Raw genomic sequence first — 26,127 nt, forward strand, 5'->3', positions numbered from 1 at the left:
TCCTGAGGAGGACCCGAAAAAATGAGAGGTGAAACGAGGATGAAAGTACTTGTCATCTGGCGTTTACTTACAGTTGGCGGAGTAAATGCCGGCTGGCGAAATCGTTCCATATATTTTAAAAAGCATGGCATTGAAACCGAGTTCCTTTATACTACCGACCATGGCGGACTTCATATTATGCAGGATGTAGCCAAAGTGTATTTAACGAAGGATGAAGAAGAAATAATCAAAATCATTAAAAAAAATAACTATGAGGCCATCATTGTGTGTGATACGAAAGCCGCTTATAAATGGATTCGTAAGGCACAATTTAAAGGTCCTATTTTAATTGAGGCCCGTACACCGGAGTTAATCAAGCTTACACCCCATTTAAAATCCTTTAAAAGAGTTGAACCCCAGCTGATTATTGTACCTTCGAACTATCAAAAGAGGTTAGTTTCTATTTTGGTCGAGAATATCCCTACCCAGGTAATTTATAACGGGGTTGATACCTCTTTTTTCCATGCGATACCAGATGAACAAATTAATCACACTGACCTTCCTATTTTACCTAAGGATAAGAAAATTATCGGGTGGATCGGGCGCGTTGATAAACGGAAAAACTGGCCGATGTTAATCGAGGTTGCTAAGAAAATCAAAAACGAGCGTAATGATACTGAATTTTGGTTAATTGGCGGGGCCCAGAGTGTCCAGCGGGAAGAATTTGCCACAGTTTGGAAAGACGAACAGCTTGAGGATATCATTAAATGGCATCCGGTTATTCCCTATCAGCAAATGCCTCATGTTTACGCCAAAATCCGTCAGTCAGGGGGCTGTACATTAGCAACAACCAAGTCTGAATCCTTTGGTAATACTTTTATTGAATCGATGATCTGCGGGGTGCCTGTTGTTGCCTCAAATATTATGCCCATCAATGAGATCGTCGTTCATGGAGAAACCGGGTTGCTATTTCGCGGCCAAAATATTGACGATGCAGTGAAACAGCTTTATAGCATTCTGGATGACCACCCATTCCAGCAACAAATGTCGGAGGCGGCGATTAGGCGGGTGGAAGAGAAGTTTGCGATTGAAGTTGTTGCCCAGCAATATGTAGAGCTTCTAAAAAAGGTTGTTCCCTTGAATGTGATTGAAGAAGTGAAGGGGGATACACCGTGATGGAGCCAATTGCCTATAAAAGAAAACTTGAAGGTAAATCGAATGCACATCTCATTACGTTTAATGACGGCAAGGATTATGTTGTAAAGTATTTTCAGGCTGGTTTTGAAAAATCATTACCGAATGAATGGGTTGGTTACTGTCTGGGACGTTATTTGGATCTTCCGATTCCATTCGCCAAGATTATTGATATCCCTCAGGAATTTTCCTCCAAATTTCCTGAACTGGTGGAAATGAGTAAAATCCCGTACCAATTTGCATCGGTTTATGTGCCTGATTGCTTGGATGGGCACCGGGCCTCCAATATTTGCCGAATCACAAATCATCAGTCGCTCGCCGGAATCATCTTGTTTGATTATTGGCTTAATAATCACGATCGGACCCGGAAGAATGTTCTGCTTCGTAAAGAAGCGCTTCATACGTACAGATTGTGGGTCATTGACCAGGCTGAGGTGTTTGGCGGTTATGCCTGGCAGCTTGAGGAAATCGAAAATCTTTCGGCAGGCCTGATCAAAAGTGCCACTCACCAAATGATGGCCATGTTTATTGAGGATGAACAGGAACTTTATGAACAGCTGGAGCTTATTCAAACGATTCCCATTCTATTAGTAGAAGAAATCGTCACATTAATTCCTGATGAATGGAATGTTTCAAAGGAAGAAAGGAAAGCAATGGTTACTGCTTTGGTAACAAGGCGTAACAAAGAACTGCCGGATATTATGAAAAATTTTATTAAAAAAGTTTATCGTCCTTTGCATGATTGTATAGAAAATTTAAAAAGCCTTAAAAACTCCCGGCCATAATTTAGTGGGAGTTTTTAAAGTTTTATGCCAGACAGCCTGTTGCATACTCTCCGACTTGAAAAAATTGTTTTTTATCAAAGGGAAAGTGTGTGAAATAGGTTTCCGTCGTGACCGGGGGTTGTCCTTTTGCATATAAAAGAGAATAAGGAGTTGTTGAAAGGTGGGAGTTTATGAAAGTCCGAAAGGCCATTATTCCAGCAGCCGGTCTCGGAACTCGTTTTTTACCAGCCACTAAAGCGCAGCCGAAAGAAATGCTGCCCATTGTTGATAAACCAACAATACAGTACATTGTTGAGGAAGCGGTTGCATCTGGGATTGAGGAAATCATTATGGTGATCGGCAGAGGGAAGCGGTCGATTGAGGACCACTTTGATAAATCCTATGAGCTGGAAGATACTTTATTAAAAAAGAATAAATTAGAAGTTTTAGAGGAATTACAGAAAATATCAGATTTGGTAAAAATCTATTATGTTCGTCAAAAGGAGCCTAAGGGATTAGGAGACGCGATTCTATGTGCCAAGAGCTTTATTGGAGATGAACCGTTTGCGGTTTTATTAGGGGACGATATTGTAGTCTCGGAAGTACCTTGTTTAAAGCAGCTGGTAGATGTGTTTGATTATTACCAGAGCTCAGTGGTGGCCGTACAAGAAGTGCCTAAAAAGGATGTTCACAAGTACGGAATCATTAAGCCAAGGGGTGAAATGGAAGAAGGAAATTTGAAATATATCGATGCCCTGGTAGAAAAACCGAATATAGCGGATGCTCCATCAAATTTAGCCATCATGGGGCGTTACATCCTGCACCCGGAAATTTTTGCAATTTTAGAGAGAATTCCAATTGGACAAGGCAACGAACTGCAGCTAACCGACGCCATCAACGAACTAAACCAACACCAAGCCGTCCTCGCCTGTAATTTCCAAGGAAAACGCTACGACATCGGCGACAAAATCGGCTACATCAAAGCAACCATCGATATCGCCCTCCAAAGACCAGACACGCAAAAAGCCGTCGCGGAATACCTTGAGGAAATAAAAGGGAAATGGTGTCAGGCACCATAAAAAGACAATCCCGCCAATTTGTGTCCCGCTGGGTGGACAAATTGGCGGGAAATGTGGTTTGTAACTTATTTTGCAGGGGATATCGGTGGAAATATTCCTTGGGAAAGCGCAGGATCAGACATTTCTCGATTAACAGTGTCGGAATGAAGCGAAATGTGGAAGTGTGTTATATAATGTAGGGAACGATAGAGGGCATTGCCCTGAAAGAGAAATTGGATCGGAGGAAGGTTTATTATGGCAAAGAAAGTAATTGTTTATACCACCAATGACTGTATTGAATGTACCATGGTAAAAAAGGTTCTGACAGAGGAAGGAATTGAGTTTGAGACAAAAGATATTTCGATTCACCCGGAGTACCAAAAAGAAGTGGAAAAATACGGATTTCTAGGGGTGCCGGTCACCGTCGTTGAAAACCGAGCGGTCAAAGGATTTACGAATGAATTGAAGGAACTGATGGAGCTAGCTAAGAGAGAGTCCTAGTTGGTATGGCAAGTGACTTATTTTAATATTTTTAGATAATGGTAGACTTTATTTATAGGCTGGGATAAAGGTATATTGCCTATGGACAAGACATACATATGTAAGGATTATCTAGTATTAATGGGGGATGAAGATGAGACTGAAATTGATTGGAAATATTGCAATGGCAAGTGCATTATTGATTGGCGGGGTATTTACGGTTTCAAATGAAAAAGTAAATGCTGAAAAACCGACTGCAGGAACAGAGGCCTATCAACATGTTTACAATTTAACAGAAAGTATTGGACCAAGGGTGGCTGGCAGTGAAAATGAAAGCAAAGCTGGGGACTATATTTATAGGGAACTTGAAAAACTAGGCTATCAACCTACGAAACAAAGTTTTTCTTACACTAGAAATCGGGTAACTGTGAATTCAGCCAATATTATCGGCACCAAACTCAGTCATTCCAATAAGTATAAATCGGATAAACAAATCATTGTGGGTGCACACTACGATTCCGTAAGCGTAGGTAAAGGGGCTGATGACAATGCCTCAAGTGTAGGCGTTATCCTTGAAACAGCAAAGGCCCTTCAGAAAAAAGAACTGCATTACGATATTAAATTTGTCTTCTTTGGAGCAGAAGAGCAGGGATTACGTGGTTCGAACTATTACGTGTCACAAATGACTCAAGAGGAAAAAAATAATACAATTGCAATGATCAATCTCGACAGCCTGCTAGCCGGTGATAACATCTATGTCTACGGCAGCCCGGGAGAAGACGGCTGGATTCGCGATCTTGCTTTAAACATTGCCAATAAGAAAAAGATTCCTTTACAAACAAACCCTGGTATAAATCCTGATTATCCTGAAGGAACGACGGGAGACTGGAGTGACCATGCTCCGTTTCAAAAGGCTGGGATTCCTATTGGATATCTTGAAGCAACTAACTGGGAAATCGGTGATTTAGATGGATATACACAAACCGTGAAACACGGAGGAATCTGGCATACTAAAAATGATAATTTAGAATTTCTAGAAGAGCAATTCCCTGGAAGGGTACAAGAGCACCTACATGATTTTACTGTGGTCCTAACTGATTTGTTGCAGGATATAAAGAAAGTTAAATAATTACTTTATAAACCCCTATCAAAATTCATTTGGCAGGGGTTTTATTTTTAAAAAAAGGGTTTTTGAAAAATATGAAGAATTAAAAGAGTAATAGGAGGTTATGTTAAATGAATCCTAAAGGCTCTGTAACCAAATCAGATGTTTTTATTTTTGATAGTTATAAAGATAATATCATCATTGATAAATATAACCGTGTTTTTCTTAAAATGAGGGCCCATAAGCTTGATGCCATCCGCAGTGAAAATAGTGAGGATGCTGTGACATGGAATGTCTTTCGGACGCTCCAGAAAATAGACCCGGAATTGTGGCTCCCGGAATTGTTTCAAGTGTCCTTCCAAGAGAAGCGACATGACATCATTAAAGACATGAAGATCTCTTTGTGGAAAAAATTTAATCAACCAGCATCACTAGAGCAGCCTGAAGGGATGACCGAAGTGGATGTCATGCTGGAGAATGATCGTTTTGTTTGGTTTATGGAAGTAAAGTATAAAAGTGATATTAGCATGGGTACGACGCATGATGCGCACCGAAATCAAATCTTGCGAAATATTGATATTGGGTCTAATTATGCCGGGCATAAGGATTTTTATTTTTCCCTGTTAATACTAGATGAAAAATTTACTCCAAAAGGCAAAATGTTAATGGATTCATATATGAATGAGCGCTTTTTAGATTATGGGAATTTAAAGGGAATCTCTTTAATAACATTTAAGGATGTTCGAAATCTATTCAGCTTTTGTGAGGAACAGGTTCAATACGAAGACGAACAGTATCTTGCGCGGTTAGCGAAAAAAGATTTGGAAAAAAGAATGGTCCGAATTTAAGTATGGTCTGCTCCCTTTTCACCCGGGATAACTGGAACAATTTTCTTTACTTTTAAACTTCATCGGAGTATGATGAATTTAATTTCATATGAGTTGTATCTACTAGGGGTGCCCTGTGTGCGGGCTGAGAGAAAATGAGCGAGTTTTTAACCCTTCGGACCTGATCTGGATCATACCAGCGTAGGAAAGTAGCCGTGGGTTTTAATTTACAGCTATCAAGCCAGGTCCAATAATAGGGTCTGGTTTTTTTATTTTTATTAGAGGAGAGATTAGCATGGAAAAAGAACAGGTTTGTGAAATGCTGCGAAGGGTAAGGGAGGCAAAACCCTTAGTACATAATATTACCAATACAGTGGTAACAAATTTTACAGCGAACGGGCTGCTGGCGCTGGGAGCCTCTCCGGTTATGGCATCAGCACCCGAGGAAGCAGCAGATATGGCAAAGATTGCTAGTTCCTTAGTTTTAAATATTGGGACATTAAACGCACAAACTGTTGAATCTATGATACTAGCGGGAAAAAGTGCAAATTTACATGGTGTTCCGGTCATTTTCGACCCGGTTGGTGCCGGAGCAACTCGATTTAGAACGGAAAGTGCGCAAAAAATTATGTCTGAAGTGAAGGTTTCTGTAATTAGGGGGAATGCAGCTGAAATAGCCAATGCGGTAGGAGATAAGTGGGAGATTAAAGGAGTTGATGCGGGGGCGGCAGAAGGAGATGTATTGGCTCTTAGCATGAAGGCTGCTTGTAAATTAAATTGCATTGTGGTGATTACCGGAAAAGAGGATGTGGCTACGGATGGCAGCATAGCCTACGTTGTGGCAAATGGAGATCAGCTTTTAACGAAGGTAACGGGAACAGGCTGCTTGTTAACCTCGGTCATTGGCGCATTTGCCGGTGTAGAAAAGGATGTACTAAAAGCATCTGCTGCTGCTTTAACCTTTTATGGCGTTGCCGCAGAAAAGGCTGTGAAAAAAACGAATGGTCAGGGACCGGGGAGTTTCCAGATTGAATTTTTGAATCAATTATCTATTGTAACTGATGAGGATCTTAATCGAATGTGTTCATTTGAAATAGTTCGATAATCTTACCGGCTTGTGTTGTGAAAGCGTCTACGTGCCCGAATAGAGTAGAAAGCAGGGTTCAAGGTAACGTAGAGGGTGTCTACGTGCCCGAAGATAGAAAATCTAAGGTACAAGGTAACGTAGAAGGCGTCTACGTGCCCGAAAGAAGGAAAAACCAGGGTAAAAGGTAACGTAGAAGGTGTCTACGTGACCTAATAGAGGAAAAACCAAGGTTCTCGGTCACGTAAAAGGGGATTCCTCTAAATTCGTTCTAAGATTCTAGTAAATATACCAATCAAAAAGGAGACGATTCCTATGAAAAGAGCATTAACAATTGCCGGTTCCGATTCCGGCGGCGGGGCAGGGATTCAAGCAGACCTAAAAACATTTCAAGAATTAGACGTATTCGGAATGTCCGCCTTAACGGCAGTCACAGCACAAAATACATTAGGAGTCCACGGCGTCTATCCTATGACAGCCGAAGCAGTCATAAACCAAATTCAAGCAATCGGCGAAGATATTGGTGCCGATGCAGTCAAAACAGGCATGCTGTTTAATGCCGAAATTATCGAAGCGGTTGCGGAACAAATAAAAATATACAACTGGGAAAATGTAGTAGTCGATCCCGTCATGATAGCCAAAGGCGGCGCTTCCCTGCTACAAAAAGAAGCCATTTCAGCGCTAAAGAAATACCTATTGCCGCTGTCAAAAGTAATAACTCCAAACATTCCGGAAGCCGAGGTACTAACGGGAATGTCCATTCAAACTGATCAAGAGAAAAGGGATGCTGCCAAAAAACTATATGACCTAGGCGTTAGCAATATTATCATCAAAGGCGGCCATGATGAAGATCCATCAGAATCTACCGATGTTTTATTTGACGGACAACATTTTTACAAGTTTACAAGCAAACGAATGAAAACGAAAAACACCCACGGTACTGGCTGCACATTCTCTGCAAGCTTAACCGCTGAGCTGGCAAAAGGAGCAAGTATTCAAGAAGCAGTAGAGACTGCGAAGCAATTTATCCAAGCAGCAATTGAAGACCAAATCCAAATAGGTAATGGCCATGGACCTACAAACCATTGGGCATATCAAAAAAGAAATGCCGTAAAGGAGTATGCACCAAGATGAAAAATCTACAACAGGCCTTAAAAGTTTACTTTATAATGGGCAGTCCGAATTGCCGAAAATCACCTGCAGAAGTATTAACAGAGGCAATCGAAGGCGGTATCACTCTTTTTCAATTTCGTGAAAAAGGTGAAGGGGCCTTAACAGGTAACGCAAAATACAAGCTGGCGAAAGAACTGCAACAAATCTGTCAACAGCATCAGATTCCTTTCATTGTGAATGACGACCTCGAGCTGGCACTCCAACTCGATGCAGATGGGGTTCACATTGGACAGGAGGATGAACCTGTCCATATAGTCCGGGAAAAAATTGGTGCCGAAAAAATCCTGGGTGTTTCTGTGCACACTATGGAGGAAGCAGTGGCTGCCAAACAAGAAGGAGCCGACTACTACGGAATTGGTCCTGTTTTTCCAACTGCCACAAAGAAGGATGCCAAACCGTCCCAAGGAACAAAGCTGATTGAAAAATTGCGTATAGAAGGATTTACCATTCCGATTGTCGGGATTGGCGGGATTACAAGTGATAATGCTGCATGTGTGATTGAAGCGGGGGCCGACGGTGTTTCGGTCATCACCGCTATCAGTCATGCTGAGTCACCATTGGAAGCAGCTAATGCCTTAAAGATGGAGGTCTATCGAAATGAATAAAACGTATAAGCTGACCTTAACCGCCATGATGATTGCTATCGGCACCGTCTCGAGCAGCGTGGTAGCGATTCCAATCGGTTTTACCAAGGTATTTCCGATTCAGCATTTTCTAAACGTCCTATCTGCCGTTTTATTAGGCCCTGTTTATGCGGTTTCTCAAGCCTTTTGTGTTTCGGTTCTAAGAAATCTAATGGGGACTGGATCGATTTTCGCCTTCCCCGGCAGTATGGTTGGAGCTCTATTGGCAGCCCTGTTATTTGCAAAAACAAAGAAAATTTATCATGCCGTTATCGGTGAGGTAATTGGTACAGGAATTATTGGTGCTATTTTATGCTACCCAATCGCCGCCTTTTTCCTTGGTCAAAAAGCAACGTTATTCGGGTTTATCCCATTGTTTATTTTTAGCTCATTTGCAGGAGCGCTGCTTGGGTTCATCATTTTAGTTGTGTTTTTACGAAAGAAAGTTGTCCAAGTTGGTGCTGCCGACGAAGTCAATATTTTAAAAACAAAATAAGTATTTCACTAGGGGAAGTCTGTATGACTTAAGTTGGAGTGTTATCCGAACCCTTTGAACTTGAACTGGATGAAACCAGCGGAGGGAAGTTGAAACTACATTTGCATTTCAATTCAACCCGCTGTACTCTTTCAAATCAGTGGGTTTCTTCGTACGAAAGGGAAATGGAGGAGAAAAAATGGATCGTCTTGTTGAAAGCATTTCACGGCAAGTGGAGGATAGAAAATCGGAACTAATAGATCTGCTCGGCCAATTAATTTCCTATCCCACGGTAAGTCCGCCTGCCCGGAATACTAATGAAATCCAGGACTTTATCAAAGATTATTTAGACAAGCTGGGGTTTAAAACTGATAAGTGGGAAGTGTATCCTGGGGACCCAAACGTGATTGGAATTTTAAAAGGTGAAGCTTCAACAGAATTTAATAGTTTAATTGTCAATGGCCATGTTGATGTCGCAGAGGTTGGGGATGAAAAGGAGTGGCGTTCTTCCCCTTTTGCAGCGAGAATTCAAGATTCCTATCTATACGGACGTGGAGCTGCCGATATGAAAGGCGGTATTGCCGCCTCTTTATTTGCTATAAAGCTTTTACAAGAACTCGGCATCACCCTAAAGGGGGATCTTCAATTCCAATCGGTTATCGGTGAAGAGGTCGGTGAGGCCGGGACACTTGCATGTACCGAGAGAGGATATACAGCTGATTATGCAGTTGTGGTGGATACAAGCGATTTACATATCCAAGGCCAGGGTGGTGTGATTACCGGCTGGATCACAATTGAAAGCAAAGAAACCTATCATGATGGCCTAAGAAGGAAGATGATTCATGCTGGCGGCGGAGTTAATGGAGCCAGCGCTATAGAGAAAATGATGAAAATCATCACGAGCCTGCAGGAGCTTGAACGCCACTGGGCAGTGACGAAAGGGTACGATGGCTTTCCGCCGGGGACGAATACGATAAATCCTGCGGTGATAGAAGGGGGCCGGCATGCCGCTTTTGTCGCCGACCGCTGTGCCCTGTGGATTACGGTTCATTTTTACCCAAATGAAGATTATCAAGAGGTCATCAAGGAAATTGAAGAGCATATCACTGCGGTTTCTGCCGCTGACCCTTGGCTTCGTGAGAACCCGCCGCAATTCAATTGGGGCGGTAAATCGATGATTGTCGACCGGGGCGAAATTTTTCCATCATTAGAATTGGATTACGGTCATCCAGGCATGAACGCACTAACAAACTCTTACGAAAAATTGCTGGGGCAAGCACCCGTTGTAGGTATGTCAACGACCGTAACAGATGCGGGCTGGCTTGGTCGAGCGGGCATTCCAACAGTTATTTTTGGACCAGGAAAACTAGAAGATGCTCACGCTGTAAACGAAAAGGTGGAAATCCAGCAGCTGGTAGATTTTACAAAGGTCATGGCTGTGTTTATTGCTGAATGGTGTAATTCAAAAAAGGGGGAAAAGTAACATGAAATTTTCACAAAGACTGTTTGAAAAAGTAGGAGACATTTGGGAAAAAACACATCAGCATCCATTTGTAGTCGGTTTGGGAACGGGGGAGCTGCCCGTTGAATCATTTATCCGTTATATGAAACAAGATTATGTGTATTTAATAGATTATTCCAAGATGTTTGCTTACGGTGCTGTGAAGGCACACGACGTTGAAACGATGGCCGCATTTGCAAAACTGCTAGACGAAATCTTACATGGCGAAATGGACCTTCACCGCCAGTACGCTGAAAGATTCGGCATTACCAACCAAGAACTTGAAGAGACAAAGCCGCTTCCGAACAATTTAGCTTACACAAGCTATATGCTGAAGGTTGCACAAAACGGATCGCTTGAAGAATTAATTTGTGCCCTGTTGCCATGCATGTGGAGCTATTGGGAAATTGGCAAAACATTAGCAGAAACCAATCCTAGCTCAAAGGAGCATCCATTATATGGCGATTGGGTAACAATGTACTCTTCAGATGAATTCGGTTCTTTGTCGTTATGGCTGATTGATATATTAGATCGTTTGACAAACGGAAAACCTGAGCGTGAGTTAGCGATTTTAGAAGAACATTTCCTGACTACATCAAGGTTTGAATATATGTTCTGGGATATGGCATACGCTGGGGGCGATTGGCCTGTCTGATTCATCGATGTTATCCATTAAAGACTTAACATACGCCTTTCAAGGGTCGAAGTCTATTTTTCAAAAAATCAACCTTACCGTTAAACCTGGAGAATTTGTTTCGCTGATTGGTGCAAGCGGTTCGGGGAAAAGTACGTTGTTTAAATTAATTACTGGATTGCTGGAGCCGGATCAAGGACAAATCGGGATCAATGGGAATTTTACCGTCGACCGGTTAGGAAGAGTGGGCTACATGCCGCAAAAGGACTTGCTCTTGCCATGGAGAACCGTTCTTGATAATGTCCTGCTCCCTTTGGAAGTAGAAGGGAAGCGGGGCAGTCTTTCCGAGGTACGGGAATGGTTAACCCGCTTCGGCTTATCGGGCTTGGAAAAAGCTTTCCCGGATGAGCTTTCCGGCGGAATGAGGCAGCGGGCTGCTTTTTTACGAACCATCATGACAGGGAAAGAACTGTTATTACTTGATGAGCCATTTGGGGCATTAGATGCCTTAACGAAACGGAATATGCACAGCTGGTTGCTTGGATTATGGGAGGATTTGCAGAAGACGGTATTGTTTATTACCCATGATTTAGAGGAAGCGATTCTATTAAGTGACAGGATTTACCTGCTTGGAGATGCCGACATTCGTGAATGGAAGGTTAGCTTGCCAAGGCCGCGAAATGCGGAGCAAATCTATCAATCAGAGTTTATTGAGTTAAGAAAAGAATTGGAGCGGCTGATTCATCATGAAAACTAAATGGAAAAAGTGGACAGCAGATTATGGCTTGTTCCTCCTTGTTGTGATTGGCCTCGTCGCTATTTGGGAGTGGGTTGTTCTGGCGGGGGGAGTTCCAAAGTTTATATTGCCATCGCCATCGTCCATTTGGGGTTCGCTGGTGGAAAATCGGGATTTGCTGTTAGGAGAGCACTTACCAGCGACACTTTTGGAAGTTTTGATTGGCTTCGGTTTTTCCCTTGCAGGAGGTCTTTTGTTCGGGGTCGGGATGCATTTCTCCCGTACATTAGAAAAAATTCTTTACCCGTTTCTCGTCATCTCACAAACCATTCCATTAATCGCGATTTCGCCAATTTTTATTCTCTGGTTTGGTTATACGATTTGGAGCAAGGTGGCGGTGACGTTTTTAATCGCCTTCTTTCCAATTGTCGTCAGTACATATGATGGGCTGAAGGCGGGAGGCAATGAATATGGTGAGCTTCTAAAGACAATGGGCGCAGGGCGCTGGATGATTTTTAAAAAAATTCAAATACCGATGGCATTGCCTTCGTTTTTGTCAGGCTTAAAGATGTCAGTTGTCTATAGCGTCACGGGGGCAACAATCGGCGAATGGCTAGGGGCGAGTGAGGGCTTAGGATACTTTAGCCGGCGAATGTCTGGAAACCTGCAAGCCGACGCCGTATTTGCAGCCATCCTCCTATTATCATTAATGGGCATCGCCCTATTTTTAATAATTAGTTTTATAGAGAAGCGATTATTAAAAAATGTAATGCGAGGGCGATGAGGCATGGGGATGGGCTTTTGCCCCACCTAGGAATTTTGGAAAAAATGCTGCCTAGGAAATCTAACTTATCTATAAAAACTTTATGTAAACCTTCGAGAAAGGAAGTACATTTTCATGAAAAAAACACTATTGATTATATTTAGTCTATGCTTAGTTATATTAGGAGCCTGCGGGAAGGAAGAGGCAGCATCAACATCTGGAAAGGATAAGGGCCTGCAGAAAGTCACGTTAATGCTTGACTGGTATCCAAATGCGGTCCATTCTTTTCTTTTTGCTGCTGAAGAAAAGGGGTACTTTAAGGAGCAAGGCTTGGATGTGAATATTGAGATGCCAGCTGATACAAATGATCCACTAAGACTGGTTGCTGCTGGAAAAATTGACATGGCGATGAGCTATCAGCCGGAGGTTCTTGTGGCACGGGGCGAGGATATCCCTGTCCAATCCTTTGCAGCCATTGTCCGTCATCCGTTAAATCAGGTTATGGTACCTGCGAATGCTAAAATTCAATCGCCGAAAGACTTAGTCGGAAAAACAGTCGGTTATCCTTCGATTCCATTGGATGAGGCGATTATTGAAACGATGGTGAAGGCAGCCGGCGGTGATGCCAAGAAGGTAAAAATGGTCGATGTCGGCTGGGACCTGATTCCAGCAATGGCGACGAAGAAAACGGATGCTTTAATCGGCGGGTATATCAATCATGAGAAATTATTGCTTGATAAAGAAGGGCACCCAATGCGGACGCTAAACCCAGCTGATTTCGGTGTTCCGGATTATTATGAATTAGTTATGGTAGGCAGTGAAAAAGGGTTGAAAGAAAAGCCAGAAGTATTTAAAAAGTTTGTGGCAGCGATCACGAAAGGACAAAAATATGTAGCGGAGCATCCAGAAGAAGGACTGTCTATACTATTGAAGCATGAGGAAAAATCATCACCGCTAGAAAAAGACATCGAAACAAAAAGCTTAGACATCCTTCTGCCGCTCATGGACGCCAAAGACCAACCTTTCGGCTACCAAGACCCTGCGACATGGGACAAAGTAGCCAGCTGGCTAAAAGATACCAACGTCATCAACCAAAAAGTAAATCCAGCCGATTCGTTTATAAATATTAAATAGTAGAAAGTTGTTTCAGGCACCAAAATATAAAAAAAGAAGATGTGCGATTCCATTGTCCGCACATCTTCTTTTTTATTACTAAGCACTAATCGACATGTCTTTATTATCACTTTTACCTTCAGAATCCGGATGGAATTCATTTTCCATTTTAGAAACAACAACTGTTGCCACACCATTACCGATTAAGTTGGTGATGGCGCGTGCCTCTGACATGAACCGGTCAACCCCTAGCAATAAGGCAATTCCTTCAACCGGAATCACTGGGAATGCTGAAAGGGTAGCAGCAAGAGTAATGAAACCGGAGCCGGTTACACCAGCTGCACCTTTTGAAGTCAGCATTAGAATTCCCATTAAGGTAATTTGATGCCAAATAGTGATATCTACATTATAAGCCTGGGCGATGAATAGTGCCGCCATTGAGAGGTAAATGGCTGTACCATCCAGATTAAAGGAATACCCGGTTGGAACGACTAAACCAACAACCGATTTAGAGCAGCCGTATTTCTCCAAACGCTCCATCATTCTTGGCAATGCTGATTCCGAAGAAGAAGTTCCAAGTACTAATAGGATTTCTTCTTTAATATAAGCAATAAATTTAAAGATATTGAAGCCATATAGCTTAGCCACTGCACCGAGGACCAATACGATGAACAGGAACATAGTCAAGTAGACACTACCCATTAACTTTCCAAGCGAAACGAGTGAACCAAGCCCGAAGTTTCCAATTGTATAGGCCATTGCACCAGATGCTGCAATTGGAGAGAATTTCATGACGATGTTAACAATTTTGAAAAATACCTCTGTTAATTGTTCAAATAAATGAACAAGTGGTTTTCCTTTTTCACCGAATGAAGCTAAGGCAATTCCGAATAGAACAGAGAAGAAAAGAATTGGCAGCAAATCGCCCTTGGCCATTGCCCCAACGAAATTATCTGGTATGACGCCGAGGATAAAATCGATAAATCCATGGCTTGATTCATTGGCTGCGGTGGTGTATTGCGAAATATCGCCGCCTTTTACGTTAGAAGTATTAAACCCGGAACCTGGTTTAATAATATTAACAACGATTAAACCAATTGCAAGTGCAAAAGTTGTAATGATTTCGAAATAGATGAGTGCCTTACCACCAATGCGTCCAACCTTTTTCAAATCTCCCATGTTTCCAATACCGATGACAATTGTGAAAAAGACAATTGGCGCGATCACCATTTTAATCAGCTTGATAAAAATATCAGCTAAGAACTTTAATTCCGCCCCGAATTTCGGAAACAGGAATCCGATGACGATCCCAAGAATGATACCACAAATTACTTGGACGGTTAAATTTTTAAAATTAATCCTCATTTTTTCTAGCCCCTTTGTTTGAGTTTGACAACGTTTTCATTCCCCTGAAACAATGATAATAAAAATTCAGAAAATGATGTTATTTTGGTCATATTGTTCTTATTGTTCCTTTTGTTATAGTACAAAACTAAAGGAATTCTATGAAGATATAGTACAGATTCATTAAAAATGTTGAGATAATAGAGTTCATTCTATAAAATTAAATTGGATTGCTAGAAGGGACGGGGGAAGAATAGAGTGTTTCCGATTAAAGTAATTTTAGTAGAGGACGATCCGATGGTTAGGGAAGTTCACCGCCAGTTTATTGAAAAAATTGAAGGATTTTTGATTATCGGGACAGCCTCAAATGGAGTAGAGGGAATTGAATTGGTACGTGAATTACGGCCGGACCTTGCGATCATTGATTTATATATGCCGCATTTAGGCGGTGTTGAAATGCTAAGAGGGATTCGCTCCAAGGGTTTGTCCGTAGATGTAATTGCCATTACCGCAGCAAATGATGTCGATACGATTCATCAGGTTTTGCAGCAGGGGGCAATTGATTACATTATGAAACCTTTTACCTTTGAGCGGATTAAAAAATCAATGGAAACCTATAAGGAATATCGCACCAAATTGGCTGAAAAAGAGTCTATTTTGCAGACGGAATTAGACGAAATTATTTTTAAAAACAGCCGGGAAGGCTCTGAGGAAGAAAGTTTGCCAAAAGGTCTTAATTCCAATACGCTGTCAAAAGTCCTGATGTTTATTTCGCAGCAGACAACACCGGTATCCGCAGAGGAAGTGGCAGAAAATATCGGCATTGCCCGGATTACGGCCCGCCGCTATTTGGATTATTTAGAAAAGGAAGGAAAAGTGAAGCTTCATATCCAGTATGGCGGGGTAGGGAGACCTGTAAACCGATACGCAATGAATTAAGGATTCATTCCTTCAGGAGGAAAAGTTGTGATACTGATAGTTTTTAAATGGATGAGCAAATCTGGGTTTACATTACAGAAAAAGATTATTTTGCTCGTAATTTTAGTCCTTGTCCTGTCGTTACTGGTAACCGACCTGTTAATAACAACTTGGATCTCAGACAGGATTGAGAACAGCCAGGCCGAGAAAGCAACTGACATTTCACGAATCGTGTCGCGGTCGCCGGTTGTCATCAATGCTCTCAGCACTCATGACGGTGAAGACCGGATTCAAACGTTCACCAATGAAATTAAGCACGTGACGAAGGTTAATTTTGTCGTCGTAATGGATATGAACGGTATTCGAAAATCACATCCAAACAAGAGCGAGATCGGGAAGCACTTTGTCGGCGGTGATGAGGGGCCGGTATTAAACGGAAAAGAGCATGTTTCGATTGCAAGAGGAACTTTGGGAATGTCATTGCGGGCATTTACCCCTGTATATGATCAAAATAACAAACAAATTGGCGCTGTCGCTGTCGGGATTTCGTGGATAAAGGTCAATAAGGCAATTGGACAAGCGCGGATGTATATTTATATTGGTGTCGGTGCGGGATTAGTTGTTGGAATTCTCGGTGCACTTTTTCTGGCCAGAAAAGTAAAACAAATATTATTTGGGCTCGAGCCGAGTGAAATTGCTAAATTGTTAGAAGAACGAAGTGCCATGCTTCAATCGACGAAGGAAGGAATCCTAGCTGTCGAGCAAACCGGGACAATAACACTTGTGAATACGGAAGGGATGAGACTGTTCCATAAGGCGGGTAATTATGGGCGGCCTATAGGGACCAACATTAAGGAATACATGTCTCATTTTCAGCTCGATGCAGTGATAGAAAAAGGGATATCATTATTAGATCAAGAGCATGAACTAAATGGCATTACGATTATTACAAACTCAGTTCCGGTTAAGGTAAATAAAAGAATTGTAGGCGCAATTACCACCTTCCGTGAAAAAACAGAAATCAAACTGCTTGCAGAACAGCTTACCGGTGTCAAGCAATATGCTGAAGCACTACGTACCCAGGCACACGAATTTAAGAATAAATTACATGCAATTTCAGGATTAATTCAAATGAAGGACTATCAGGCGGTCTCTACTTATATTGCAAAAGTCGCCGATCAGCAGCAAAATGAGGTTGAATTTGTAGTCAGCCGCTTTAAGGATCCTGTACTTGCTGGATTTATTTTAGGAAAGCTGAGTTATGCCAGGGAAAATGGCTGTGAATTGATGATCGAAGGCGAAGGCAGTGTTTCTAAACCGGAAAGGCCAGAAATTACCCACGAAATTATAACGATTTTGGGCAATCTGATTGATAATGCCTTGGACGCGGTACAGGAACGCCCGGTAAAAAAGGTTATTTTACGATTTGATTATTTTGAAGAGGTCCTTGTGATGGAAGTGCATGATACAGGCGGCGGGATAGCTGAAGGGATTGTGGAGCAAGTATTTTCTAAAGGCTTCTCGACGAAGGGGACTGACCGTGGGCATGGGTTATTTTTAGTCAAGCAAAGTTTAGGAAAAATAAATGGATCGATTGAAGTGCATTCAAAAGAAGGAAGCGGGACGACCTTTATTGTGACCATCCCGTACACACAGTTATAAGAATGCCTTATAATCGGGCCTGGTAATCATGTTCATAAGATAAGCTGAGGTCTTCGGATCAGGCTTTCTTTTTGAATTTAAGAAGTTAATGATGGTGCTGGAATTACGGATCCCGACTCCATGGCCGTAATACTTGTCATCGCCAAAATAAACGACATTTTCGGCGCGCCAATGCGGCTGTTTCGGATCAAAGTCAGGGTTGTTGAAGTGGAGGACATCCCCGGGCAGATAGTCATTCCCTGTTTTTTGATGAACCGGGAGATCGTCATCAAATTGCCAGTCCATCAGATAGAGGCGGGTGAATAAGTAATCGAATCTGGATTTGCCGATGGAGTAGAGGGTGGCAATATACAGGACGATGGCAATTCCGGTAGAACACTCAAAGGCATACAATTTCCCATTTTTAAGGATATCGAGGATAGCGGTGGACGGGCTGATCTCAGGTTTAAGAAGAAAACCGCCATTGCCAAGCCGGTCCCAATACTTTTTATTTGGAAAAGCATAGCGAAATGTGGTAAACTTTGCGCCGCTGTTATTTAATTCCCGCGCAGCTTTCATGGTATTGGAGCGAAACTCTAGTTCAAATTTTAATTGCTGAATAGTTTGGTATTGATAGACTTGGTGGTAGGCGCCCATTTGCTTAATGATCATATTGTCTTCAGAGCTGATAATCTCGTGTGACAGGTCCTCCGGTTTTACAATCTGCTGGTTAATTCTAATCATAGATGTTACCTCCGGATTAGATAATTGGGTACTATAAACAAAATATGAATGGACGGAGGATAATATTTATCCAAAGGCGAATTCTTTTGTGGAGATTTAAAAGTAAGAGGTCAAATCAAATGTCCACCTCATGTGGACAAATTGCTACATTTGTCCACGGGTGGTGCCTGACACCGAGGAGGATTTCATATACATCACGAAGAACACGACGGCGCTCATGAATCGGAGGAGGCTGCTGATGTTCATGGATGTGCGGATTCCGGTGGTTTCGAGGAGCCAGATTCCGATTTGCGGTGCGATGAAGGCGACAAAGGAGAGCAGGACGTTGTAGGTGGTGATGCAGTAGGTCCTTGTTTCCTTTGGTGACTTTTCTAATAATAGATTGAATAATAATAGTGTTGTTCCCGATACGAAAAAGCCGGATGTCATTTGAACAAAGGTAAGATAATAAAGATTGGTAGAAAGCACTGTCATAGACGGCGCGGTTGCCATTCCGACCGCAACCCAAACGAACACCAGCGTATTGGATTTCTTTTCAGCCCATTTTTTCCATAATGGGAAGGAGAAAATTTGCACCAGTTGGCTGCCAACTGAGAAAATACTAATCCAAAGAATCGTCGCGTGGGCATATTTGACATTATAAATATTGAACAAGCCCCATGCCATCTGCCACGTAAAGTTAAAGCATAAAGCAGCAATGAGAAACAATTTGTAATTTCTATTCTTAAAAATCGACCAGTCCATATACGATTTTTTTTCGTCATTATTCGCTTTTGGCTGGACCGTTTCCTTATGCTTAAACAAGAAAACCATTTCCATTAGTCCAAATCCAAATGCCAATAAGAATAACATTTGATAGGCTGCCGCGTTGTCGGATTGCTTTTTCATGACAATTCCAATTACCAGCATTGTCACCATTCCGACAATCGTTAATAACCGATTGCGGTCACTGAAAAAGGCCCCTCTTCGTTCCTCGCTGATCATCCCGCTGATCAGGGTCTGCCACCCAATAGTAGAAATGGTCCCAGGTACATTCATTAACGCAATGATGATTAAAAATACCCATGCCTGATAAGAGGGGGGAAGAAATACGACGCCCACCAATAGCAAAAACATGGCCCTGGCACCAAATGCATTCAAGGCAACGGTTTTCTTTTGCTGCTCCAGCCGATTTAATAGAATAGCGGCCGGAATCGTTACCATTAGCGCAACCAGCGGCGGCAGGGAACTGATTAAGCCAACCTGGTAGTTGGTGGCCCCTAAAACGGAAATAGCGAATATCGGAAAATAGTTACTAGCCAAGTTTAACGCAATGGTTGAGACCATCCCATGATATATACTAATTTTTTCATTATATGTTCGCATGTTTTCCACCATTTTCTTATGAGATACAAAGCTATTATACTCGGAAAAAATATAATTGCACGCAAAACTTTTGCAAAATAATGAAATAAAAAAAAGAATAGTTTTATCGTTTTTATCTTCAATTCACGAACATGCTATAATAGGTTCAAACTACAAACAGAAGGGTGTGCGAAAAATGACGACGGAAGCACCTCAATCGGAGCAAATACAATATCTGCCGCCAAAGAATGAATATGAAACATTTCGTGACGAGGCTCACTTCAAGGAAAAGCTGAAGGAGTGGGGTCTGTCCACTGCAAAGAAGGAATTTTGGTATAAAGACCACCGTTTTCAACAGCCGGTTTTAATTAAAGGATATGAAACATATGGGAATACGGCTGAATTTAATACGGTTATCATCGAGTTTCAGGATGGAAAGCTAAGCAGCATCCATCCAGCCTTTTTAAAGGAAATGCAGCAAGCTAGCTTCGGCAAAGAAAGCTTAATCACGCCTCTAGAAGAAAAGGATTCAAAGGAGCCGGCAGCAAATAAAGCAAGAGACACTAAGGGTGAGGATGTTAAGGATAAGCAGGCGGTCAAAAAAGAGGAGGCCAAACCTTCCAAACCAGCTGAACAGAAGCCGAAAAAAACAAAAGCCGCTAAATTAGAGCTGCCTGTAGATAAGGTCCATTTCACAGCAAATGTGAAGCAGTTCGCAATGACCTACAATCCTTTCAACGAGGAAAATGATGAGGTCGTTGTCTTTGAAAACGTCATAATCGTTCAAGAGGAACCGCTTGAGGTCGGACTTTCCTGGTGCAGCCACAGTAAAACGCTGAAAAAGTTTGAGCTGGCACTTGGGGATATGCTTGAATTTGATGGCAAAATAGTGGCGAAGAAATTGGCAAAAGGAAAAGATGTGGAAGAGGAATTTATCGTAGAAGAACCTGTTTTGTATAAAATCAATAATCCATCCAAACTGGTGAAAAAATAACTGGGATTCCGATTACGGGTCCCAGTTTTTCTATCCATGCGGAAAATATATTTCCAATCGGCATTTGCCATTTTTAAAAATATAATAGTTTTGAAAATCACTATTAATAGCAGCAGCCGTAAATTCTGTTAGTGGAAGTTCAACAGTACGGCCATCTTTTTTTAAAAATAATAGAATCTTGCCTTTAACATGGATCGTTTCAAAATGAAAGCCGTCGCGTTTCCATAAAAAGTCATCCTCTTGATAATAATTCAAAACAACCTGCCTGTTTCGATAATCTTCAAAAATTGTGAAATCGTGTAATGATTTTTCCATCTGAGTGTCACCTGCCCCCTTTGGTACTATTGTAAAAATTCACAGCGGAAGATGTTGTGACAGCGGTCACATATTTTTAAAATAATACTAAAAATAGCATGGGGTTATTAAAATGGGCCAACACCTATTCCGTTTTTACTATGGACACATACACTATTGTGCAACCATATGAGGAGGAGATGTATAATGGATAGACAAAATATAGGAATGCCTGGCGGTTTTCCTGGAATGGGTATGAATCTTGGAGCAGGTGCCGGTATGCCTGGAATGGGTGCAAATGTTGGTGCTGGGACTCCGGGTATGGACTATTATCATCATGGTCAAGGGGGGTATCCAGGAATGGGGTACCACCACGGACACGACGGTTATTATCCGGGGATGGGATATCACCACGGCCATGGCGGCTACTATCCGGGAATGGGGTACCACCACGGACACGGCGGCTACTATCCGGGCCACGGATACCACCACGGCCATAGCGGCTACTATCCCGGCCATGGCTATCACCATGGACACGGCACATATAGTCAAGGACATTAAAACCTCTGAAAGTGGATAAGGCAGGAGTATTCCTGCCTTTTTGGGTTTGTTTAAAGTTTTTTGCAGAAAATTGGTCAAATTTAGCTTATAATGATATTTTGAACCATATTTTCCAAGGAGCAGTCAATCATGAATCAAACTTTTTCATTAAAAGGAAAAACAAAGCAAATTTTTGTTTTGTTAATACCAATTTTAATTACCCAGCTTGGCATGTTTTCGATGGTATTTTTCAATACAATCATGTCAGGCAAATATAATTCCGCGGATCTTGCCGGGGTTGCGATTGGCTCATCGATTTGGAATCCGGTTTTTACGGGACTGAGCGGCATCCTTCTTGCTGTTTCACCAATCGCTGCACAGTATTTCGGAGAAAAAAGAAGTAATGAGGTTGCCTCAATAGTCAAGCACGGAATTTATCTGTCCTTTTTCATCACTGCAATTATTATCGTTTTTGGCTTGTTTCTGCTCGACCCGCTCTTAGGCAAGATGGGTTTGCCGGGGAGAGTTCAAAACACTGCCAGAGGCTATTTGATTGGATTAAGTTTTGGTATTTTGCCGTTATTTTTATTTAACGTTTTGAGATCGTTTATTTACGCTTTAGGAAGAACGCGTGTAGTGATGGTCATTATGATTTCCTCGCTGCCGGTTAATTTCTTTTTAAATTATGTGTTGATTTTTGGCAAATGGGGAATTCCAGGGCTTGGCGGAGCAGGGGCAGGCTATGCGACATCGATTACATACTGGGCAATTTTGGCCTTTACCACTTACATTGTGAAAGCAGAAGAACCGTTCGCCGCCTATCGGGTATTTGCCAATATGAAGGAATTCTCTTGGGGACGATGCAAGGAAATTTTAAAAATTGGTGTACCAATGGGGCTATCGACTTTCTTTGAAACAAGCATGTTTGCAGTAGTAACTATTTTGATCAGTAAGTTTAGCGTAACAACTGTAGCTGCGTATCAATCGGCGTTAAATATTGTCTCATTCCTCTATATGATCCCGATTAGTATATCGATGGCGCTCACCGTACTCGTCGGATATGAAGTGGGCGCAAAGCGCTATAAGGACGCCCGTGACTATAGCTGGCTCGGGATTGTTTTAGCGGTGTTGATTGCGGTGGTAACCGGGTTGTTTGTAGTCGGCTTCCGTTACCAGGTCGCAGGATTCTATTCCAATGAAGCTGCAGTTATTAACTTAACGGCATATTTCCTAATATTTGCTCTGTTTTTTCAAATTTCCGATGCTATACAGGCAACAGCCCAGGCTGCTTTAAGGGGGTATAAAGACGTCAATCTAGCCTTCGTTATGACATTGTTCGCCTACTGGGCCATTTGTCTGCCTGTCGGCTACGTTCTCGCCCATTACACGCAGCTTGGTGCCAGAGGATACTGGATTGGCCTGACCGTCGGCCTTCTCGCCGCTGGAATCGCCCTATCCATCAGGCTCCTCTACATCCAAAAACGAAAATTCGTTGCTCTTGGTGCCTGACACCACAAAAGACAAACTGCCCATTTTGTATGCCTGGGGTGGACAAATTGGATGTTTGTGGAAATTAGAAAGGTTGTGTAATAAAGCATGAAACGTTTTGTGATTTTGCTTGTTTCGCTTATTACGAGTGCTTCTTTGGTTGGCTGTTCGTCTGTTAATCAAGCGAAGGAAAAGCCGCAGCTTCATGTAAAGTGGCCGTTTTATAAAATCAGCAAAGGCAATCAGTATATGTATTTACTTGGAACAATCCATATTGGGAAAGAGGAAATGTATCCTTTTCCAAAGCAAATAAAAGAGGCTTTAAAGGATTCACAATATTTGGTGACTGAAACAGACGGTGAAGGGATTGATCGGGGGGATTATCAAAAGTCTATTGATGATAAAGTATTTCTACTCGAAAACGGCAAAAAGTTAAATGATTATCTATCAAAGGATTCTCAAGCCTATCTCATGGAAAGAGCAAAGGAATATGATGTTGATTATCAATCCCTCCAGGATTATAAGCTTTGGTATGTGGTGAGCCAGTTCCTAAACGCTGAAACTGCCGATTTAAGTATCGAATATGGCGTTGATCATCAAATATCGCAGCTTGCCAATAATTATTATGTGAATGATAAATTCTTGGAAACACCGAAGGAACATTTTGAAATAATTCAACAGGCATATCCTGAAAAAGAAGCGGATCAATTGATTAAGGAAATTCCCCCGATAAAAGAAGCAAAGCAGCAGCTTTTGCAATTATTTGATGATTTTGTACAAGGGAAGATTCCCTCCGCAGAGGATACACCTATAACCGATTTTGAAAAAAGGCAGAATCAGATTATTGTTGTGGACAGAAATAAGCGGTGGATGAAAAAGTTTGAAACCTATCTAAAGAGCGGTGACGTTTATTTTGCAGCGGTTGGTGCCGGTCATTTAGAAGGGAAAGATGGCCTGCTGACTTATTTTAATGAAAATGGCTATGTTGTAGAAAAGGTAATAAAATAAAACAGATCAAACATAAATTAGACGCCGTTCCAGAAGGAATGGCGTCTTCCAATTTAAAATAATTTTTTAGGTTTAAATAGTTTTAATAATGGGTGCTGGTTTTTGTCGGTAATGTTTAACTCATGCATGATTAATTTTTCCTGGTTTTCGGTAATCCATTTTTTTAATTCATGTTTATCTTTGCATTGTGTATAATATGTTTCCCCACCCTTACCAAGAGCATTGACAACATATCTACATGTGTTCCCCATAGTGCCCACCTTTGTAAGTGTAATATATTCATATATTGCATTATAACAGGGATTTAAAAATAGTCCATCGTTATTTTTTATCAAAATAAGCCAAAATTTTTAAAAGGGCTTATTTTTACGGATATAATAATAAATGATAAAAAAATGAAAGGATTTTGAATGGTGAAAATAAGCGAATTAGACTACTGGACATCAAAACTTGGGTTAATTCCCCATCCGGAAGGCGGATATTATAAAAGGACATTTGAGTCAGAAGAGCAAGTGAGTGACGTAGAGTTGAGTGTACAATACGAAGGCCGAAGAAAATTGTATACGAGCATTTACTTTTTACTAACCTCAAACGATATTTCTCATTTACATCGTTTGAAGTCGGATGAATTATGGTATTACCATGGGGGAAGTTCATTGACGATACATGTCATTCATGAAAATGGGGAGTATGAGGAAATCCAGTTAGGAATGGATTTGGAAAAGGGCGAGGTTCCTCAAGCCTTGGTTCCGAAAAACTCTATTTTCGGTTCATCCGTGAAGGAAGAAGGGACATGCTCTTTGGTAGGCTGCATGGTTTCTCCAGGTTTTGATTTTCAAGATTTCGAGCTGTTTACCCAAGCAGAGCTGCTGCAAACATATCCGCAGCACCGGGAGATAATCATGAAAATGGCATACAAGGAAATACCGGAGTTCTAAATTAAAATAATCGGCTCTTTTGCCCAAGAGATGTGATAACTACATAAACGGGCAAAAGAGCGTAACAAAATGACTGATGCTTTCGGTCGGAACTAACAAGTTTTTACCTGCTGATCCCCCTTATTCCTTGGCCGTTTCAAGAAAAATAACCTAAGCAGCGGCGGCACAGCAAAATAGATAAAAAACAGGCGAAATAATTGATACCCGGTCACTACAGATAAGTCAGCGTTCACTTCATGAGCCAGAATCGCCATCTGGTCCATTTCACCGGGAGCAACCCCTAAAAAACTAGTGGACGGTGTGAGCTGATTATAATAAACAAGAATCAGGCTTAAGCACCATGATCCTAAAATCATGACCATCCCGCTGATCAAAGCAAGTGAAATCACCCGTACCTTATGGTGTAATTTCTCAGGCTGCAGAAGTAATCCTATATAGCCGCCAATCATAAATTGCGAAAGATCCAACAGCGGAGGAGTCAGGGAGGGGCCCTCTAGACCGGAAATACTGCAAATTGCCGTTGCTAAAATCGGTCCAAGCATAAATGGTGTTGGAAATTTGAGCCTCTTTGCTATAAAAGCACATAGAACACAAATAACCCCAAGCAAACAAAGAATGCTTAAATTCCCTTGCAAAGGATTTCCTACGCTATAAACTGCAGGATCGCCAGACACCGGAGCTGCTGAATGATTAAAAAATGGTCCTAAAATAAGAAATGGCACAAAGAAAATAATCATCATCAACCTTGCCACCTGCAAAAACGTAACGGTGGTGAGGTCTATGCCCTTCATTTCTTCCGCAAAAATAATCATTTGCGACAGACCTCCGGGAATACTGCCGGTAAGGACGGTTGGATAATCCACACCTGACAGTTTCGAGACGACCCAAGCAATCCCCGCACAAAAACAAACCAATAATACAGTCATCAGCATCATGGACGGCAATTTACCGATGACGACAAAGAGAGCCTCTCTCGTAAATGAAAGCCCGACCGAATATCCTACAATGATCAAGCCGGCATTGCGAATCCAGCTTGGCCAATTATATGAAATGCTGCCAAATCGCGAACCGATAAAAACCGCAGTCATTGGACCGAGAAGCCATGGAATCGGAGTATGTAAGGCTGAAAATAAAAGCCCGCCAATAAAAGCATACATAAGTGTGACAAAAAAACCGATTAGATTTAAATTCTTCAATGATAACCCTTCTGTCTATAAAAAACTTTATTTCATTTTATCACGTAAAAAATATATTTTAAAAAGAAATACAGCAAATGGAAAAAAGCGCATAAAGCGCTTGTGAAAGGATTCATTGTTCTAGGTGATGAATCACTGCTAGAGCTCCCTATTTCGCTGAAAAAAATCC

At 41.7% G+C, this 26,127-nt stretch carries 28 protein-coding genes and 1 riboswitch; of the genes, 22 read left to right on the plus strand and 6 right to left on the minus strand.

Annotated elements, in window-relative coordinates; all coding sequences use genetic code 11:
- The first annotated feature begins 21 nt into the window (after positions 1-21).
- The 15 genes from A6749_RS23055 to A6749_RS23125 all read left to right on the plus strand — a co-directional run bounded on the left by A6749_RS23055 (position 22) and on the right by A6749_RS23125 (position 13,530).
- Positions 22-1,155 carry a glycosyltransferase family 4 protein gene (locus A6749_RS23055; RefSeq protein ID WP_330220452.1) on the plus strand — a complete coding sequence of 378 codons (1,134 nt, stop codon included), beginning with the start codon at positions 22-24 and terminating at the stop codon, positions 1,153-1,155.
- Positions 1,155-1,958, plus strand: coding sequence for a HipA family kinase (locus A6749_RS23060; protein ID WP_236719813.1), 804 nt, complete (start codon positions 1,155-1,157; stop codon positions 1,956-1,958). The genes A6749_RS23055 and A6749_RS23060 overlap by 1 nt, the downstream gene beginning before the upstream one ends.
- Before the next feature lie 170 nt (positions 1,959-2,128).
- Positions 2,129-3,016: a UTP--glucose-1-phosphate uridylyltransferase GalU gene (gene galU, locus A6749_RS23065; protein ID WP_066397446.1), complete on the plus strand. Its 888-nt coding sequence runs from the start codon at positions 2,129-2,131 to the stop codon at positions 3,014-3,016.
- 234 nt (positions 3,017-3,250) lie between these two features.
- Positions 3,251-3,496: a glutaredoxin family protein gene (locus A6749_RS23070; RefSeq protein WP_066397447.1), complete on the plus strand. Its 246-nt coding sequence runs from the start codon at positions 3,251-3,253 to the stop codon at positions 3,494-3,496.
- A gap of 133 nt (positions 3,497-3,629) precedes the next feature.
- Positions 3,630-4,604 carry a M20/M25/M40 family metallo-hydrolase gene (locus A6749_RS23075; protein WP_066397457.1) on the plus strand — a complete coding sequence of 325 codons (975 nt, stop codon included), beginning with the start codon at positions 3,630-3,632 and terminating at the stop codon, positions 4,602-4,604.
- A gap of 107 nt (positions 4,605-4,711) precedes the next feature.
- Positions 4,712-5,428: a hypothetical protein gene (locus A6749_RS23080; protein WP_066397460.1), complete on the plus strand. Its 717-nt coding sequence runs from the start codon at positions 4,712-4,714 to the stop codon at positions 5,426-5,428.
- Between the two features lie 94 nt (positions 5,429-5,522).
- Positions 5,523-5,632, plus strand: a riboswitch (TPP riboswitch).
- Between the two features lie 70 nt (positions 5,633-5,702).
- Positions 5,703-6,512, plus strand: coding sequence for a hydroxyethylthiazole kinase (gene thiM, locus A6749_RS23085; protein WP_066397463.1), 810 nt, complete (start codon positions 5,703-5,705; stop codon positions 6,510-6,512).
- A gap of 294 nt (positions 6,513-6,806) precedes the next feature.
- Complete coding sequence (gene thiD / locus A6749_RS23090) at positions 6,807-7,625, plus strand: bifunctional hydroxymethylpyrimidine kinase/phosphomethylpyrimidine kinase (RefSeq protein ID WP_174842923.1); 819 nt, start codon at positions 6,807-6,809, stop codon at positions 7,623-7,625.
- Positions 7,622-8,269, plus strand: a complete 648-nt coding sequence (thiE, locus tag A6749_RS23095) for a thiamine phosphate synthase (RefSeq protein ID WP_066397476.1) — start codon at positions 7,622-7,624, stop codon at positions 8,267-8,269. The genes thiD and thiE overlap by 4 nt, the downstream gene beginning before the upstream one ends.
- On the plus strand, positions 8,262-8,783 hold the full coding sequence (thiW, locus tag A6749_RS23100) for an energy coupling factor transporter S component ThiW (RefSeq protein WP_066397479.1): 522 nt from the start codon (positions 8,262-8,264) through the stop codon (positions 8,781-8,783). The genes thiE and thiW overlap by 8 nt, the downstream gene beginning before the upstream one ends.
- Before the next feature lie 178 nt (positions 8,784-8,961).
- Positions 8,962-10,245 carry an acetylornithine deacetylase gene (locus A6749_RS23105; RefSeq protein WP_066397482.1) on the plus strand — a complete coding sequence of 428 codons (1,284 nt, stop codon included), beginning with the start codon at positions 8,962-8,964 and terminating at the stop codon, positions 10,243-10,245.
- Position 10,246: 1 nt separating this feature from the next.
- Positions 10,247-10,918, plus strand: a complete 672-nt coding sequence (tenA, locus tag A6749_RS23110; protein ID WP_066397485.1) for a thiaminase II — start codon at positions 10,247-10,249, stop codon at positions 10,916-10,918.
- Positions 10,919-10,925: 7 nt separating this feature from the next.
- The gene (locus tag A6749_RS23115; RefSeq protein ID WP_066397488.1) at positions 10,926-11,654 is read left to right on the plus strand and encodes an ABC transporter ATP-binding protein; all 729 of its coding nucleotides are present in this window, start codon (positions 10,926-10,928) and stop codon (positions 11,652-11,654) included.
- Entirely contained in the window at positions 11,644-12,417 is a 774-nt protein-coding gene (locus tag A6749_RS23120) for an ABC transporter permease (protein WP_066397489.1), read from the plus strand. The genes A6749_RS23115 and A6749_RS23120 overlap by 11 nt, the downstream gene beginning before the upstream one ends.
- A gap of 114 nt (positions 12,418-12,531) precedes the next feature.
- The gene (locus A6749_RS23125) at positions 12,532-13,530 is read left to right on the plus strand and encodes an ABC transporter substrate-binding protein (RefSeq protein ID WP_066397490.1); all 999 of its coding nucleotides are present in this window, start codon (positions 12,532-12,534) and stop codon (positions 13,528-13,530) included.
- Positions 13,531-13,608: 78 nt separating this feature from the next.
- Here A6749_RS23125 and A6749_RS23130 read toward each other — a convergent pair whose 3' ends face one another.
- A complete protein-coding gene (locus A6749_RS23130; protein WP_066397491.1) occupies positions 13,609-14,874 on the minus strand; it encodes a dicarboxylate/amino acid:cation symporter in 1,266 nt (421 codons plus the stop codon).
- A 237-nt stretch (positions 14,875-15,111) separates the two neighbouring features.
- Here A6749_RS23130 and A6749_RS23135 point away from each other — a divergent pair, with 237 nt between their 5' ends.
- A complete protein-coding gene (locus A6749_RS23135) occupies positions 15,112-15,792 on the plus strand; it encodes a response regulator (protein WP_269085711.1) in 681 nt (226 codons plus the stop codon).
- Between the two features lie 51 nt (positions 15,793-15,843).
- Entirely contained in the window at positions 15,844-17,433 is a 1,590-nt protein-coding gene (gene dcuS, locus A6749_RS23140; protein WP_066401109.1) for a DcuS/MalK family sensor histidine kinase, read from the plus strand.
- Here dcuS and A6749_RS23145 read toward each other — a convergent pair.
- Both A6749_RS23145 and A6749_RS23150 read right to left on the minus strand, forming a co-directional pair.
- Complete coding sequence (locus tag A6749_RS23145; RefSeq protein ID WP_066397497.1) at positions 17,428-18,156, minus strand: protein-glutamine gamma-glutamyltransferase; 729 nt, start codon at positions 18,154-18,156, stop codon at positions 17,428-17,430. The two genes, dcuS and A6749_RS23145, sit on opposite strands and share 6 nt — an antisense overlap.
- 144 nt (positions 18,157-18,300) lie before the next feature.
- The gene (locus tag A6749_RS23150) at positions 18,301-19,521 is read right to left on the minus strand and encodes an MFS transporter (protein ID WP_066397500.1); all 1,221 of its coding nucleotides are present in this window, start codon (positions 19,519-19,521) and stop codon (positions 18,301-18,303) included.
- Between the two features lie 175 nt (positions 19,522-19,696).
- Here A6749_RS23150 and A6749_RS23155 point away from each other — a divergent pair, with 175 nt between their 5' ends.
- Positions 19,697-20,494 carry a hypothetical protein gene (locus A6749_RS23155; protein WP_066397503.1) on the plus strand — a complete coding sequence of 266 codons (798 nt, stop codon included), beginning with the start codon at positions 19,697-19,699 and terminating at the stop codon, positions 20,492-20,494.
- A 30-nt stretch (positions 20,495-20,524) separates the two neighbouring features.
- Here A6749_RS23155 and A6749_RS23160 read toward each other — a convergent pair whose 3' ends face one another.
- The gene (locus tag A6749_RS23160; RefSeq protein ID WP_066397508.1) at positions 20,525-20,809 is read right to left on the minus strand and encodes a hypothetical protein; all 285 of its coding nucleotides are present in this window, start codon (positions 20,807-20,809) and stop codon (positions 20,525-20,527) included.
- A 186-nt stretch (positions 20,810-20,995) separates the two neighbouring features.
- Here A6749_RS23160 and A6749_RS23165 point away from each other — a divergent pair, with 186 nt between their 5' ends.
- From A6749_RS23165 to A6749_RS23175, 3 genes are all read left to right on the plus strand, one after another.
- Positions 20,996-21,349, plus strand: coding sequence for a hypothetical protein (locus tag A6749_RS23165; protein WP_180321143.1), 354 nt, complete (start codon positions 20,996-20,998; stop codon positions 21,347-21,349).
- A 129-nt stretch (positions 21,350-21,478) separates the two neighbouring features.
- Complete coding sequence (locus A6749_RS23170; RefSeq protein WP_066397512.1) at positions 21,479-22,837, plus strand: MATE family efflux transporter; 1,359 nt, start codon at positions 21,479-21,481, stop codon at positions 22,835-22,837.
- A gap of 87 nt (positions 22,838-22,924) precedes the next feature.
- A complete protein-coding gene (locus tag A6749_RS23175; protein ID WP_066397518.1) occupies positions 22,925-23,824 on the plus strand; it encodes a TraB/GumN family protein in 900 nt (299 codons plus the stop codon).
- A 53-nt stretch (positions 23,825-23,877) separates the two neighbouring features.
- On the opposite strand, the gene A6749_RS23180 is transcribed toward A6749_RS23175, so the two are convergent.
- Entirely contained in the window at positions 23,878-24,075 is a 198-nt protein-coding gene (locus A6749_RS23180; RefSeq protein WP_066397520.1) for a hypothetical protein, read from the minus strand.
- Between the two features lie 159 nt (positions 24,076-24,234).
- On the opposite strand from A6749_RS23180, the gene A6749_RS23185 reads away from it, so the two are divergent.
- Positions 24,235-24,762 carry a cupin domain-containing protein gene (locus A6749_RS23185; protein ID WP_066397522.1) on the plus strand — a complete coding sequence of 176 codons (528 nt, stop codon included), beginning with the start codon at positions 24,235-24,237 and terminating at the stop codon, positions 24,760-24,762.
- A 92-nt stretch (positions 24,763-24,854) separates the two neighbouring features.
- Here A6749_RS23185 and A6749_RS23190 read toward each other — a convergent pair whose 3' ends face one another.
- The gene (locus A6749_RS23190; protein WP_236719714.1) at positions 24,855-25,958 is read right to left on the minus strand and encodes an AbrB family transcriptional regulator; all 1,104 of its coding nucleotides are present in this window, start codon (positions 25,956-25,958) and stop codon (positions 24,855-24,857) included.
- Positions 25,959-26,127 lie beyond the last annotated feature (169 nt).

The organism is Neobacillus mesonae (assembly GCF_001636315.1).
GTDB lineage: Bacteria > Bacillota > Bacilli > Bacillales > Cytobacillaceae > Neobacillus > Neobacillus mesonae.

Excerpts from the sequence above, each read along its gene's own strand:
- A6749_RS23105 (WP_066397482.1), top strand. The coding sequence starts at position 8,962 with ATGGATCGTCTTGTTGAAAGCATTTCACGGCAAGTGGAGGATAGAAAA.
- dcuS (WP_066401109.1), top strand. The coding sequence starts at position 15,844 with ATGAGCAAATCTGGGTTTACATTACAGAAAAAGATTATTTTGCTCGTA.
- A6749_RS23120 (WP_066397489.1), top strand. The coding sequence starts at position 11,644 with ATGAAAACTAAATGGAAAAAGTGGACAGCAGATTATGGCTTGTTCCTC.
- thiM (WP_066397463.1), top strand. The coding sequence starts at position 5,703 with ATGGAAAAAGAACAGGTTTGTGAAATGCTGCGAAGGGTAAGGGAGGCA.
- thiE (WP_066397476.1), top strand. The coding sequence starts at position 7,622 with ATGAAAAATCTACAACAGGCCTTAAAAGTTTACTTTATAATGGGCAGT.
- A6749_RS23185 (WP_066397522.1), top strand. The coding sequence starts at position 24,235 with ATGGTGAAAATAAGCGAATTAGACTACTGGACATCAAAACTTGGGTTA.
- thiD (WP_174842923.1), top strand. The coding sequence starts at position 6,807 with ATGAAAAGAGCATTAACAATTGCCGGTTCCGATTCCGGCGGCGGGGCA.
- A6749_RS23055 (WP_330220452.1), top strand. The coding sequence starts at position 22 with ATGAGAGGTGAAACGAGGATGAAAGTACTTGTCATCTGGCGTTTACTT.
- A6749_RS23145 (WP_066397497.1), bottom strand. The coding sequence starts at position 18,156 with ATGATTAGAATTAACCAGCAGATTGTAAAACCGGAGGACCTGTCACAC.
- A6749_RS23160 (WP_066397508.1), bottom strand. The coding sequence starts at position 20,809 with ATGGAAAAATCATTACACGATTTCACAATTTTTGAAGATTATCGAAAC.
- A6749_RS23060 (WP_236719813.1), top strand. The coding sequence starts at position 1,155 with ATGGAGCCAATTGCCTATAAAAGAAAACTTGAAGGTAAATCGAATGCA.
- A6749_RS23150 (WP_066397500.1), bottom strand. The coding sequence starts at position 19,521 with ATGCGAACATATAATGAAAAAATTAGTATATATCATGGGATGGTCTCA.
- A6749_RS23170 (WP_066397512.1), top strand. The coding sequence starts at position 21,479 with ATGAATCAAACTTTTTCATTAAAAGGAAAAACAAAGCAAATTTTTGTT.
- A6749_RS23155 (WP_066397503.1), top strand. The coding sequence starts at position 19,697 with ATGACGACGGAAGCACCTCAATCGGAGCAAATACAATATCTGCCGCCA.
- A6749_RS23080 (WP_066397460.1), top strand. The coding sequence starts at position 4,712 with ATGAATCCTAAAGGCTCTGTAACCAAATCAGATGTTTTTATTTTTGAT.
- A6749_RS23125 (WP_066397490.1), top strand. The coding sequence starts at position 12,532 with ATGAAAAAAACACTATTGATTATATTTAGTCTATGCTTAGTTATATTA.
- A6749_RS23130 (WP_066397491.1), bottom strand. The coding sequence starts at position 14,874 with ATGAGGATTAATTTTAAAAATTTAACCGTCCAAGTAATTTGTGGTATC.
- tenA (WP_066397485.1), top strand. The coding sequence starts at position 10,247 with ATGAAATTTTCACAAAGACTGTTTGAAAAAGTAGGAGACATTTGGGAA.
- A6749_RS23165 (WP_180321143.1), top strand. The coding sequence starts at position 20,996 with ATGGATAGACAAAATATAGGAATGCCTGGCGGTTTTCCTGGAATGGGT.
- A6749_RS23070 (WP_066397447.1), top strand. The coding sequence starts at position 3,251 with ATGGCAAAGAAAGTAATTGTTTATACCACCAATGACTGTATTGAATGT.
- A6749_RS23175 (WP_066397518.1), top strand. The coding sequence starts at position 22,925 with ATGAAACGTTTTGTGATTTTGCTTGTTTCGCTTATTACGAGTGCTTCT.
- A6749_RS23075 (WP_066397457.1), top strand. The coding sequence starts at position 3,630 with ATGAGACTGAAATTGATTGGAAATATTGCAATGGCAAGTGCATTATTG.
- A6749_RS23180 (WP_066397520.1), bottom strand. The coding sequence starts at position 24,075 with ATGGGGAACACATGTAGATATGTTGTCAATGCTCTTGGTAAGGGTGGG.
- thiW (WP_066397479.1), top strand. The coding sequence starts at position 8,262 with ATGAATAAAACGTATAAGCTGACCTTAACCGCCATGATGATTGCTATC.
- A6749_RS23115 (WP_066397488.1), top strand. The coding sequence starts at position 10,926 with ATGTTATCCATTAAAGACTTAACATACGCCTTTCAAGGGTCGAAGTCT.
- galU (WP_066397446.1), top strand. The coding sequence starts at position 2,129 with ATGAAAGTCCGAAAGGCCATTATTCCAGCAGCCGGTCTCGGAACTCGT.